Origin of the sequence: Streptomyces sp. NBC_00376 (assembly GCF_036077095.1) — a bacterium.
In the GTDB taxonomy this organism is placed as follows: domain Bacteria; phylum Actinomycetota; class Actinomycetes; order Streptomycetales; family Streptomycetaceae; genus Streptomyces.
The window spans coordinates 2,483,737-2,495,780 of the sequence record NZ_CP107960.1 but is presented as its reverse complement, the minus strand read 5'-3'; the positions used below and the strand labels follow the sequence as shown (position 1 = coordinate 2,495,780).

Below are 12,044 nucleotides of genomic sequence, written 5' to 3'. Positions count from 1 at the left end.
ACTGTCGCCTCAACGGCAGTCGGCAGAGGAGCACGCGTGACCAACCCCGTACCTCCCCGTGACCGGACCGATCAGCCGTGGCGCTCCGAGGGCGCCCCACCGCCCCCGCCGCCCGGCCGGAAGATGCCGGGAGGCTGGGGCGGACTGCTGCTGACCGCGCTCGCCGTCTATCTGATCGCCAATCTGGTGCTGTCCTTCTTCAACGGGGAGGAGCAGCGGACGATCGCGTACACGGAGTTCAGCAAGCAGGTCACCTCGGGCAACGTCTCCAAGATCTACTCCAAGGGCGACTCCATCCAGGGGCAGCTCAAGAAGGAGGCGAAGGTCCCGGGGAGCGACAAGAAGTACACGAAGTTCGAAACCCAGCGGCCGGCCTTCGCGGACGACAACCTCTGGGCCGAACTGGTCAAGGACGACGTCACGGTCACCGCCGAGCCGGTCGTCCAGCAGCGCAGCTTCCTCGCCAACCTGCTGATCTCGCTCGCACCGATGCTGCTGCTCGTCCTGCTCTGGGTGTTCATCGCGCGGCGGATGTCCAGGGGCATGGGCGGCGGCATGGGCGGCTTCGGGCGCAAGACCCCGCCCAAGCCCGTCGAGCTGGAGGACGGCAAGCGCACCACCTTCAAGGACGTGGCCGGGATCGACGAGGTCGAGGGCGAACTCAACGACGTCGTCGACTTCCTGAAGAACCCGCAGGCGTACCGGAAGATGGGCGCCCGGATGCCCGGCGGGGTACTCCTCGCGGGACCTCCCGGCACCGGCAAGACCCTGCTGGCCCGTGCCGTCGCCGGTGAGGCCGGGGTGCCGTTCTTCTCGGCGTCGGCCTCCGAGTTCATCGAGATGATCGTCGGCGTCGGCGCGAGCCGGGTGAGGGAACTCTTCGCGGAGGCGCGCAAGGTCGCCCCCGCCATCGTCTTCATCGACGAGATCGACACCATCGGCCGGGCCCGCGGCGGCGGCTCCGGCATGGGCGGCCACGACGAGCGCGAGCAGACGCTCAACCAGATCCTCACCGAGATGGACGGCTTCTCCGGTTCGGAGGGCGTCGTCGTGCTCGCCGCCACCAACCGCGCCGACGTGCTCGACCCCGCGCTCACCCGGCCCGGCCGCTTCGACCGGATCGTCCAGGTCAGCCCGCCGGACCGGAGCGGCCGGGAGGCGATCCTGGAGATCCACACCCGGCAGATCCCGCTCGCCGACGATGTGAACCTGGCCCAGCTGGCCGGCACGACACCCGGCATGACCGGCGCGGATCTGGCCAACCTGGCCAACGAGGCCGCGCTCCTGGCGGTCAAGCGCCGCCAGTCCGAGGTCACCCAGCCCGACTTCTCGGACGCACTGGAGAAGGTCCAGCTCGGCGCGGAACGCTCACTGGTCATGTCCGACGAGGAACGCCGCAGGACCGCGTACCACGAGAGCGGCCACGCCCTGCTCGGCATGGTCCAGCCGGGCGCCGACCCGGTCCGCAAGGTCACCATCGTGCCGCGCGGCAGGGCGCTGGGCGTCACGCTCTCGACGCCGGACGCCGACAAGTACGCGTACACCGAGGAGTACCTGCGCGGCCGCATCGTCGGGGCGCTCGGCGGCATGGCGGCCGAACAGGTGGTCTTCGGGGTGATCACCACCGGCGCGGAGAGCGACCTGGAACAGGTCACCAACCTGGCCCGCGGCATGGTCGGCCGCTGGGGCATGAGCCACAAGGTGGGCAGGCTGACGGCGATCCCGAGTGACGCCCAGCAGGCGTACGGGCTGTCGGCGGCCCCTGCCACGCTCGACGCGGTGGACGGCGAGATGCGGCGGATCGTGGACGAGTGCTACGAGGTGGCCTGCCGGCTGCTGCGCGAGAACCGGGACCGGCTGGACTCGCTCTCCGCCGCGCTCCTGGCGAACGAGACGCTGGACGAGGCCGAGGCGTACCGGGCGGCCGGCATCACCCGACTGGCGAAGTGACGGCCGCCGCGGCTGTTCGGGTCGTGCACGCGGGACGGCCGCTCAGGTCGTGCACACGAGATAACGGAAGACGTTCGGCATCCAGACCGTGCCGTCCCGGCGGCGGTGGGGATGGAGGGCCTGTGCGACCTCCTTCTCCACCTGGGCACGGTCCGTCGCCCGTACCGCCGCGTCGAAGAGCCGGGTGGAGAGCAGCCCCCGCACCGCGCTGTCCAGGTCCGCGTACCCGAACGGGCACGCCACCCGGCCCGAGCCGTTGGGATTCAGGCCCGCCCGGAACGCCAGCTCCTCCAGGTCGTCCCGGCCCGACGGCCGCCAGCCGCCCTCGCGGGAGGCCCGGTCCCGGTCGGACAGCCGCCCGGCCACCCGCAGTACGGGCGCCGTCGCGCAGCGCTCCGGCGGACCCCAGCCGGTGAGCACCACGGTGCTGCCCCGCGCGGCCAGCGGCACCGAGGACCGCAGCGCGGCCACCAGCCCCTCGCCGTCGTCGGACGAGCAGCCGATCGGCGTGAACGCGGTGATCAGGTCGTACGGCATCCCGTCGTGGGGCCGGGCCCCGGAGGGATCGCCCTCCAGGAGCCGGGGCCGGCCGGCCCCGGGACCGGCGTCGCTTCCCGGATCGGGCAGCAGCCGGGTCCGGGCGAGCGCCAGACGTTCGAGGTCGGTGTCCACGCCGGTGACGCGCGCGCCCCGGGCGGCCGCGATCAGCAGCGCGAGACCGGAGCCGCAGCCCAGGGAGAGCAGCCGGGTACCGGATCCCACTTCGAGCCGCTCGTACACCGCTTCGTACAGCGGTGCCAGCATTCGCTCCTGGATCTCGGCCCAGTCCCGGGCACGGTTGCCGGGGTCCACCGGGGTGGACGTTTTCGCGTGGCTGTGGTGCCGGACGAGCGTGCGTGTCATGAAAGCGCCCCAATCCGCCGAGAGGTCGGCCGTGTCCGATCGGTAGTGCCCGAGTGGATGCCCCCGTATGTGCGCCCCCCGCTTCTGTGCGCCCCCCGCTTCTCCCGTATGTCAGAGAACTGCGTATCCGCGTCCGCGTCCAGGGGGCCGATGGCAATGGCTGCGTGGAACGGTGACGCGTCCGTGGATAAGGCCCGTGGCCCCGGGGCCCGTCGCCCCGTGCGGTGGGCCGTGTCGCCGTACGATGCGCGCCATGGCAAAGGCACCCGTTCTCACGCCCCAGGCCGAGGACTTTCCCCGCTGGTACCAGGATCTGATCAACAAGGCCGAACTCGCGGACAACGGCCCGGTGCGCGGCACCATGGTCATCCGGCCGTACGGATACAGCCTGTGGGAGCGGATGCAGCAGGAGATGGATGCCCGCATCAAACAGGCGGGCGCCCGCAATGCCTACTTCCCGCTCTTCATCCCCCAGTCTTACCTGACACGCGAGGCCGAGCACGTCGAGGGCTTCGCGCCGGAGCTCGCGGTGGTCACCCGAGGCGGCGGGAAAGTGCTCGAAGAGCCCGTGGTGGTGCGGCCGACCTCCGAGACGATCATCAACGAGTACTTCTCGAAGTGGGTGCAGAGCTACCGCGATCTGCCGCTGCTGATCAATCAGTGGGCCAACGTGGTGCGCTGGGAGATGCGCCCGCGGGTCTTCCTCCGTACGACGGAATTCCTCTGGCAGGAGGGCCACACCGCCCATGCCACCGACGAGGAGGCCCGGGACTTCGCCGCCTACATCCACCGCGAGGTGTACGCGGACTTCATGGTCAATGTGCTGGCCATCGATGTGGTCCTCGGCCGCAAGACCCCGGCCGAGCGGTTCGCCGGGGCCGTCAACACGCTCACCCTCGAAGCGATGATGCGGGACGGCAAGGCCCTTCAGATGGGTACGAGCCACGAGCTCGGCACCAATTTCGCCAAGGCCTTCCACACCCGCTATCTGTCGAAGGAGGGCCGGCAGGAGCTCGTCCGGCAGACCTCGTGGGGCTCCTCGACCCGGATGGTCGGCGGCCTGATCATGGCGCACGGCGACGACCACGGGCTCCGGGTGCCGCCGCGGCTCGCGCCCGTCCAGGCGGTCGTGCTCGCGGTCAAGGAGGACGAGGCCGTGCTGGGCGCGGTCCGCTCCGTCGCACAGCGGCTGCGCGCGGCCGGGATCAGGACCGAGACCGACGACCGCACCGACACCCCGTTCGGCCGCCGCGCGGTCGACTGGGAGCTGAAGGGGGTGCCGGTACGGATCGAGATCGGCCCGCGCGATCTGGCGGACGGCACCGCGACCCTGGTCCGGCGCGTCCCCGGCGGGAAGGAGCCGGTCGCCGTCGATGCCCTGCCCGCACTGCTCCCGGCGGTCCTGGAGGAGGACCAGACGGCGCTGCTGCGGGAGTCCCGGAGCCGGCGCGAGTCGGCCACCAGCGACGTCACGACCGCGGCGGAGGCCGTGGAGGCGGCGGTCGCGGGCGGCTGGGCCCGCATCGCCTGGTCGGCGCTCGGCCCGGCGGGGGAGGCCCGGCTCGCGGAGCACGGGGTGTCCGTACGGTGTCTGGTCGCCGGGGACGGGTCGGTGCCCGGCGCGGACGACGAGCCCGGTACTGTCGCCCTGGTGGCACGCGCTTACTGACGCCCCACCCGCCGCCCCGGCCGCCCCCGGGGCCCGGGCGTACGGTGCTTGCCTGCACGTCCGGGCGTACACGTCGCTACGTACCACCTTGGTGCGAGCTGTGAGGCTTCTCCGCAGATCTGCGCACCCGCCCTCGTCGGGACGCATGCAAGGGCAACTGACTGGTACGTGCAAATTATTTGGGATGGCCCGGAATCGGAACACCGGGGCACTCGCGCTCGTTGTCACGACGTGAGCACGACACCACCTGTACTTGCCGCAGAGCTGGCACAGGCGTGGGCCGACATTCAGCGGTACCACCCCGAGTTGCCGGATCTAGCCGCGCCCGAGTCCCTGATCGGAGAGTCCTCGTCCGCCTGTGGCGCCGAACTCTCCTTCGAGCGACTGCTCCACGAGGCAGTCCACGGCATCGCCGCCGCGCGAGGCGTCCGCGACACTTCGCGCGCCGGCCGCTACCACAACCGCAGATTCCTCGCGATCGCCGAGGAGTTGGGCCTCGACCACGCCGAGGAGCCCCACCCCAGCAGCGGCTTCTCGCTGGTCGCCCTCAACCCCGAGGCCAAGCGCCGCTACCGCCCGACGATCGAGCGGCTGCAGCGCGCCCTGAAGGCGCACACGGTTGCCACCGCCGCCGACACCAAGCGTTCCTTCCGCGGGCCGGCCGCCCGGCACGGCTCCTCCGGTGGGGGCGTCCGCGTCAAGGCCGTCTGCGACTGCGGACGCAATGTGCGCGTCGTCCCGTCGGTCCTGGCGCAGGCGCCGATCGTCTGCGGAGGATGCGGGAAGCCCTTCCGCATCCCGGAAGCCGCAGTCGCGGTGGGGTGACCCGGCGCGGTGTGGCACAATGGCTAGCTGTACTCGACAGTCGCACAGGACCCCTCTCTCCTCCGGCTGACGCGTCCATCGGGCACCCGAGTACCGCAACCCCACGTGGCATCTTCGTTGTGCCCACCCACGTCATAGACCAGGAGACACCACTTCCGTGGCAGTCAAGATCAAGCTGAAGCGTCTGGGCAAGATCCGTTCGCCTCACTACCGCATCGTCGTCGCCGACTCCCGTACCCGCCGTGACGGCCGGGCCATCGAGGAGATCGGTCTGTACCACCCGGTGCAGAACCCCTCGCGCATCGAGGTCAACTCGGAGCGTGCGCAGTACTGGCTGTCCGTCGGCGCCCAGCCGACCGAGCCGGTTCTCGCGATCCTGAAGCTCACCGGTGACTGGCAGGCCCACAAGGGTCTCCCGGCCCCCGCGCCGCTGCTGCAGCCGGAGCCCAAGGCTGACAAGCGCGCCCTGTTCGAGGCTCTGACCAAGGACGGCGGCGACGAGTCCAAGGGCGAGGCCATCACGCAGAAGGCGAAGAAGTCCGACAAGAAGGCGGACGAGGCTGCTGACGCGGCTGCGTCCGCCGAGTCGACCGAGGCCTGAGCATGCTCGAGGAGGCTCTCGAGCACCTCGTGAAGGGCATCGTCGACAACCCTGACGATGTGCAGGTCGCCTCGCGCAACCTGCGCCGTGGTCGCGTGCTGGAGGTCCGGGTCCACCCCGACGACCTCGGCAAGGTGATCGGCCGCAATGGCCGCACCGCCCGCGCGCTGCGTACCGTCGTGGGCGCCATCGGCGGCCGTGGCATCCGTGTCGACCTCGTCGATGTGGATCAGGTTCGCTGACAGAGTTGAACACCGGCACGGGCCGGGGAGGGCCATGAGCCCGCCCCGGCCCGTCGTCGTATGACAGGAGAGACACAAGGTGCAGTTGGTAGTCGCGCGGATCGGCCGGGCCCATGGCATCAAGGGCGAGGTCACCGTCGAGGTCCGTACGGACGAGCCGGAGCTGCGGCTCGGGCCCGGGGCCGTGCTCGCCACCGAACCGGCCGGTGCCGGACCGCTGACGATCGAGACCGGCCGGGTGCACAGCGGACGGCTGCTGCTGCGCTTCGAGGGCGTGCGCGACCGTACGGCTGCCGAGGCGCTGCGCAACACGCTCCTGATCGCCGACGTCGACCCGGCGGAACTCCCCGAGGACCCCGAGGAGTTCTACGACCATCAGCTGATGGACCTCGACGTGGTCCTCGTCGACGGCACCGAGATCGGCCGGATCACCGAGATCACACACCTGCCGTCCCAGGACCTTTTCATCGTCGAGCGGCCGGACGGCAGCGAGGTGATGATCCCGTTCGTCGAGGAGATCGTCACCGAGATCGACCTGGCGGAGCAGCGCGCGGTGATCACCCCGCCGCCCGGACTGATCGACGCCGACCAGGCCGTGATCGCCTCCGCCCGGGACGAAGAAGGCGACGGAGCGGGCGGCGACGCGGCTTCCGCCGACAGGGCTTCCGCCGATGGGAAGGACGCCTGATGCGCCTCGACGTCGTCACTATCTTCCCGGAGTACCTGGAACCGCTGAACGTCTCGCTCGTCGGCAAGGCCCGAGCCCGAGGCCGCCTCGACGTCCACGTGCACGATCTGCGCGACTGGACGTACGACCGGCACAACACGGTCGACGACACCCCGTACGGCGGCGGCCCCGGCATGGTCATGAAGACCGAGCCGTGGGGCGAGGCGCTGGACGACGCCCTGGCGGGCGGGTACGAGGCCGGGGCGCACTCCCCGGTGCTCGTGGTACCCACGCCCAGCGGGCGCCCGTTCACCCAGGAGCTCGCCGTCGAACTCTCCGGGCGGCCCTGGCTGATCTTCACGCCGGCCCGCTACGAGGGCATCGACCGGCGGGTGATGGACGAGTACGCCACCCGGATGCCGGTCGTCGAGGTGTCCATCGGGGACTACGTGCTGGCCGGCGGCGAAGCCGCGGTACTGGTGATCACCGAGGCTGTCGCCCGGCTGCTGCCCGGAGTGCTGGGCAACGCCGAATCGCACCGGGACGACTCCTTCGCCCCCGGCGCGATGGCCAATCTGCTGGAGGGGCCCGTCTACACCAAGCCGCCCGAGTGGCGCGGCCGGGGCATCCCGGAGGTGCTGCTCAGCGGTCACCACGGGCGGATCGCCCGCTGGCGCCGGGACGAGGCGTTCCGTCGTACCGCCCTCAACCGGCCCGATCTGATCGAACGCTGCGAAGCCGCGGGGTTCGACAAGAAGGACCGCGAGATGCTCTCCATCCTCGGCTGGGCACCCGAGCCCGGTGGCCGATTTTGGCGCAGGCCCGAGGCCGTGGAAGAATAGGCCGCTGCTGTACGTCCGGCGTACGCCCCTGCCACAGGGGGAACGACGTCCGCCCGACGCGATCAGCACCCCATTTCTCCCTATCTCCCGTCGATGACCTGTGGCATCGGCGAAGAAAGCAGACAACATGGCTTCCCTGCTCGATGGCGTCAACGCCGCATCGCTGCGTACCGACATCCCGTCGTTCCGCCCCGGTGACACCGTCAACGTCCACGTCCGAGTGATCGAGGGCAACCGCTCCCGTATCCAGCAGTTCAAGGGCGTAGTCATCCGTCGCCAGGGCGCGGGCGTCAGCGAGACCTTCACGGTCCGCAAGGTCTCCTTCAGCGTCGGCGTCGAGCGCACCTTCCCGGTGCACAGCCCGATCTTCGAGAAGATCGAGCTCGTCACCCGCGGTGACGTCCGTCGCGCCAAGCTGTACTACCTCCGTGAGCTCCGCGGCAAGGCCGCGAAGATCAAGGAGAAGCGCGACAACTGAGCTGACTCCCAGGTCCACAGGTCGGCCGGATAGGCTCTGGCCCCGATGGACACGGAAGCAAAGCCCTCGGAGCGCGACCGCTCCTCCGCACCCGCAAAGGTGTCGGAGGAGGGGTCGCGCTCCTCGCGTATCCCGGACCTGCCCGCCGCGATCTCCTGGCGGCGGACCATCGCGCTCGGAGCAGTCTGCGCGGTCTTCGTACTGCTCCTGAGCAACTACGTGGTCCAGCCCTTCCTGATCCCCAGCGGCTCGATGGAGCCCACGCTGCGGGTGGGGGACCGGGTGCTGGTGAACAAGCTGGCCTACAGCTCCGGATCCGCGCCGCAGCGGGGCGACGTGGTGGTCTTCGACGGCACCGGATCCTTTGTGCAGGAGCCCCCGGAACAGAACCCCGTCACCGGTCTGATGCACTCGGTGGCCGCGTCCCTGGGCCTGGCCGAGCCGGCCGCGACCGACTACGTGAAGCGGGTGGTCGGCGTGGGCGGCGACCGGGTGGTCTGCTGCGACAAGGAGGGGCGGATCGAGGTGAACGGCCGGCCGGTCGTCGAGGACTATCTGCATCCCGGGGACGCGCCCTCCCAGGTCCGCTTCGACATCGTCGTGCCCGACGGCACGCTGTGGATGATGGGCGACCACCGCAGCAACTCCCGCGACTCGCGTGACCACCTGGGAGAGCCGGGCGGTGGCATGGTCCCGGTCGACATGGTGATCGGCAGGGTGGACTGGATCGGCTGGCCGCCGAGCCGGCTGGGCTCGCTGACGGACAGCGCCGCGTTCGCCACCATAGGGTCGCAGGGCGGGGGCCATGGGTAACCGCGGCCGCGGGCGGCGCCGGGCCGAACCCGGGGCGGCGCCGACGGCCGGGAGCCGGCCGCCCACCAGGGTGGAGCGGCGGAGACTGGCCCGAAAGGTCAAGCGGCGGCGGCGCGGCGCCGCGGTGGGCGAGATCCCGCTGCTCATCGTCGTGGCGCTGGTGATCGCGCTCGTGCTCAAGACATTCCTGGTGCAGGCCTTCGTGATCCCTTCGGGGTCGATGGAGCAGACCATCCGGGTCGGTGACCGGGTGCTCGTGGACAAGCTGACGCCCTGGTTCGGATCCCGGCCGCAGCGCGGCGACGTCGTCGTCTTCAAGGATCCGGGGGGCTGGCTCCAGCAGGAGAAGGTCGGCAAGAAGGAATCGCCCGTCGTCGTCAAGCAGGTGAAGGAGGTGCTGACCTTCATCGGACTGCTGCCCTCCGACGACGAGCAGGACCTGATCAAACGGGTGATCGCGGTCGGCGGGGACACGGTGAAGTGCTGCGGCAAGGACGGCCGGGTCACCGTCAACGGCGTACCGCTCGACGAGCCGTACCTGTATCCCGGGAACCCTCCCTCCCTCATCAAATTCGAGGTAAAGGTTCCGCAGGGCCGGATCTTCGTCATGGGTGACCACCGGTCGGATTCGGCCGACTCGCGCTATCACCTGGACGAGCCGGGACACGGCACGGTGTCCGAGGAGGAGGTCGTGGGCCGGGCCGTGGTGATCGCCTGGCCCGTCGGCCACTGGCGGAAGCTGGAGGAGCCGGCGACTTTCGGCTCGGTCCCTGACGCGCGCGCCGGGGCGGCCGGTGCGCCGGGTCGGTCGAATAGTGTGGCATCCGAGGATCTCAACGGAATGATCCCTCTCCCGACCCCTGCGGAACTCCCGCTCGTTATGGGAGTGGTGGGCCTGCACCGGCTGGGGCGCAGGCGTGGCACGGAATAAGGAGTGGATGTGGGGGATTTGGCCGTCGGCGCACGATCCGGACACGAGGAACCCGAGGACCGGCCGGACCGTTCGGGCCATGCCGGGTCCGCCGGGTCCGCCGGGAACGCGAGCCACGCCGGGAGTGACGGCGACACTCCGGACGGCGGCGGCAAGGCCATGAAGAAGCCGCGCTCCTTCTGGAAGGAGCTGCCCCTGCTGATCGTCATCGCCCTGGTTCTCGCGCTGCTGATCAAGACGTTCCTGGTGCAGGCGTTCTCGATCCCGTCGGACTCGATGCAGAACACGCTCCAGCGGGGCGACCGGGTGCTGGTGGACAAGCTGACCCCCTGGTTCGGCTCGGAGCCCGAGCGCGGCGAGGTCGTGGTCTTCCACGATCCGGGCGGCTGGCTGGACGACACCCAGGAGGTCCATCCGAATGTGGTCCAGAAGTTCCTCAGCTTCATCGGGTTGATGCCGTCCGCCGAGGAGAAGGACCTGATCAAGCGCGTCATCGCCATCGGCGGCGACACGGTTGAGTGCAGGGAGAACGGCCCCGTCGTGGTCAACGGCAAGCCCCTGGACGAGCAGTCGTTCATCTTCCCGGGCAACACCGCCTGCAATGACGAGCCGTTCGGCCCGATCAAGGTGCCCGAGGGCCGGATCTGGGTGATGGGCGACCACCGCCAGGACTCCCGCGACTCCCGCTACCACCAGGAACTGCCGGGCAATGGCACGGTCTCCAACGACGAGGTCGTCGGCCGGGCCTTTGTCGTGGCGTGGCCGATCAGCCGCTGGGCGACGCTGCCGATCCCGAAGACCTTCGACCAGCCGGGCCTGAACGCCGCGATGGCCGTGGCGCCCGGTGCGATCGGTATCGCCGGGGCCGTGCCGATCGTGCTCTGGCGCAGGCGGGTCCGCCTGTCCTGACCAAGGGAACGGCAAGATCGAGTAAATACGGGACGCTCGCCAGGTCTTCTTCGTAGGATCCTGGCGGCCGATCAGTGCATCCGCACGGGGCGGCCCGGGGGCGGCAGGGCGGTGCCCGGCGGTCCGAGGGCGGCAAGACGGTCGGCGAAGCGGTGGTCCTCAGGAACTCCCGCTCGTTGTTCAGGGCAGAGGGCCTTCGAACGGGCTTGGGCCCTTGAACGGACAAGGTCCTGGAGCAGGCGGGGCGCATAGTGAGGACTGGATGTGAGTGACGTGGCTGCCGGTGCACGACCTGGACACGGAGACCCCGCGAAGGGGCCCGACCGGTCCGCCGAGCCTGCCGTCGATCCGGCGGTAGGTCAGATGGCTGATCAGGGAGGCGCACCGGATCCGGACGCGCCCGCGGATGAGCAGGCCCCGGACGGGGGTGGCAAGAAGGCGGCGAGGAAGCAGCGTCCCTTCTGGAAGGAGCTGCCGCTGCTGATCGTCGTCGCCCTGGTTCTCGCGCTGCTGATCAAGACGTTCCTGGTGCAGGCGTTCTCGATCCCGTCGGACTCGATGCAGAACACGCTCCAGCGGGGCGACCGGGTGCTGGTGGACAAGCTGACCCCCTGGTTCGGCTCGGAGCCCGAGCGCGGCGAGGTGGTCGTCTTCCACGACCCGGACAACTGGCTCGCCGGGGAGCCGACCCCCGAGTCGAACGCGGTGCAGGACTTCCTGAGTTTCATCGGTCTGATGCCGTCGTCCAAGGAGAAGGACCTGATCAAGCGGACGATAGCGGTCGGTGGTGACACCGTGGAGTGCGCGAAGGGCGGCCCGGTCAAGGTCAACGGGAAGGCGCTCGACGAGCCGTACATCTTCCCCGGCAACACGGCGTGCGACGACAAGCCCTTCGGCCCGGTCAAGGTGCCCGAGGGCAAGATCTGGGTGATGGGCGACCACCGGCAGAACTCCCTGGATTCGCGCTATCACATGGACGAGGCGACCAAGGGCTTCGTGCCCGTCAAGGACGTCGTGGGACGGGCCGTGGTGGTGGCGTGGCCGATCAACCGCTGGGCGACGCTGCCGGTCCCGGACACCTTCGATCAGCCGGGGATCAACACGGCGGCCGCATTGGCCCCGGGAGCACTCGGCATCGCGGGCGCGCTGCCTCTCGTGCTTTGGCGCCGCAGGAGGCTGACCAGCGGGCGTACCGCCGGGTAGGGTGCCGACTC

At 70.1% G+C, this 12,044-nt stretch carries 12 protein-coding genes and 1 pseudogene; 12 read left to right on the top strand and 1 reads right to left on the bottom strand.

The window, feature by feature from the left end; all coding sequences use genetic code 11:
* Positions 1-36: 36 nt before the first annotated feature.
* A complete protein-coding gene (gene ftsH, locus OG842_RS10975) occupies positions 37-1,950 on the top strand; it encodes an ATP-dependent zinc metalloprotease FtsH (RefSeq protein WP_266729433.1) in 1,914 nt (637 codons plus the stop codon).
* Between the two features lie 42 nt (positions 1,951-1,992).
* Here ftsH and OG842_RS10970 read toward each other — a convergent pair whose 3' ends face one another.
* Complete coding sequence (locus OG842_RS10970; RefSeq protein WP_266729432.1) at positions 1,993-2,853, bottom strand: class I SAM-dependent methyltransferase; 861 nt, start codon at positions 2,851-2,853, stop codon at positions 1,993-1,995.
* A 253-nt stretch (positions 2,854-3,106) separates the two neighbouring features.
* On the opposite strand from OG842_RS10970, the gene proS reads away from it, so the two are divergent.
* The 11 genes and pseudogenes from proS (at position 3,107) to lepB (OG842_RS10915) (ending at position 12,033) form a co-directional block, all read left to right on the top strand.
* A complete protein-coding gene (gene proS, locus OG842_RS10965; RefSeq protein ID WP_266729431.1) occupies positions 3,107-4,522 on the top strand; it encodes a proline--tRNA ligase in 1,416 nt (471 codons plus the stop codon).
* A gap of 231 nt (positions 4,523-4,753) precedes the next feature.
* On the top strand, positions 4,754-5,347 hold the full coding sequence (locus tag OG842_RS10960) for a hypothetical protein (protein ID WP_072487235.1): 594 nt from the start codon (positions 4,754-4,756) through the stop codon (positions 5,345-5,347).
* Between the two features lie 157 nt (positions 5,348-5,504).
* Positions 5,505-5,948 carry a 30S ribosomal protein S16 gene (gene rpsP / locus OG842_RS10955; RefSeq protein ID WP_124716132.1) on the top strand — a complete coding sequence of 148 codons (444 nt, stop codon included), beginning with the start codon at positions 5,505-5,507 and terminating at the stop codon, positions 5,946-5,948.
* Between the two features lie 2 nt (positions 5,949-5,950).
* Positions 5,951-6,190 carry an RNA-binding protein gene (locus OG842_RS10950; protein ID WP_005311361.1) on the top strand — a complete coding sequence of 80 codons (240 nt, stop codon included), beginning with the start codon at positions 5,951-5,953 and terminating at the stop codon, positions 6,188-6,190.
* 79 nt (positions 6,191-6,269) lie between these two features.
* Entirely contained in the window at positions 6,270-6,878 is a 609-nt protein-coding gene (gene rimM / locus OG842_RS10945; protein ID WP_266729430.1) for a ribosome maturation factor RimM, read from the top strand.
* Entirely contained in the window at positions 6,878-7,699 is an 822-nt protein-coding gene (gene trmD / locus OG842_RS10940) for a tRNA (guanosine(37)-N1)-methyltransferase TrmD (protein WP_266729429.1), read from the top strand. The genes rimM and trmD overlap by 1 nt, the downstream gene beginning before the upstream one ends.
* A 127-nt stretch (positions 7,700-7,826) precedes the next feature.
* Positions 7,827-8,177: a 50S ribosomal protein L19 gene (rplS, locus tag OG842_RS10935; protein ID WP_072487231.1), complete on the top strand. Its 351-nt coding sequence runs from the start codon at positions 7,827-7,829 to the stop codon at positions 8,175-8,177.
* Positions 8,178-8,222: 45 nt separating this feature from the next.
* Positions 8,223-8,990: a signal peptidase I gene (gene lepB, locus OG842_RS10930; RefSeq protein ID WP_266729428.1), complete on the top strand. Its 768-nt coding sequence runs from the start codon at positions 8,223-8,225 to the stop codon at positions 8,988-8,990.
* Positions 8,983-10,049, top strand: a pseudogene (gene lepB, locus OG842_RS10925) (signal peptidase I). The gene lepB (OG842_RS10930) and the pseudogene lepB (OG842_RS10925) overlap by 8 nt, the downstream one beginning before the upstream one ends.
* A complete protein-coding gene (gene lepB, locus OG842_RS10920) occupies positions 9,940-10,830 on the top strand; it encodes a signal peptidase I (RefSeq protein WP_266733524.1) in 891 nt (296 codons plus the stop codon). Before lepB (OG842_RS10925) ends, lepB (OG842_RS10920) begins: the two are co-directional and overlap by 110 nt.
* Positions 10,831-11,103: 273 nt before the next feature.
* Positions 11,104-12,033: a signal peptidase I gene (gene lepB, locus OG842_RS10915; RefSeq protein WP_266733523.1), complete on the top strand. Its 930-nt coding sequence runs from the start codon at positions 11,104-11,106 to the stop codon at positions 12,031-12,033.
* Positions 12,034-12,044 lie beyond the last annotated feature (11 nt).

What these genes read in the sequence shown, in the direction of transcription:
- lepB (WP_266729428.1), top strand. Translation starts at nt 8,223, where the DNA reads ATGGACACGGAAGCAAAGCCCTCGGAGCGCGACCGCTCCTCCGCACCC.
- proS (WP_266729431.1), top strand. Translation starts at nt 3,107, where the DNA reads ATGGCAAAGGCACCCGTTCTCACGCCCCAGGCCGAGGACTTTCCCCGC.
- rplS (WP_072487231.1), top strand. Translation starts at nt 7,827, where the DNA reads ATGGCTTCCCTGCTCGATGGCGTCAACGCCGCATCGCTGCGTACCGAC.
- trmD (WP_266729429.1), top strand. Translation starts at nt 6,878, where the DNA reads ATGCGCCTCGACGTCGTCACTATCTTCCCGGAGTACCTGGAACCGCTG.
- OG842_RS10950 (WP_005311361.1), top strand. Translation starts at nt 5,951, where the DNA reads ATGCTCGAGGAGGCTCTCGAGCACCTCGTGAAGGGCATCGTCGACAAC.
- OG842_RS10970 (WP_266729432.1), bottom strand. Translation starts at nt 2,853, where the DNA reads ATGACACGCACGCTCGTCCGGCACCACAGCCACGCGAAAACGTCCACC.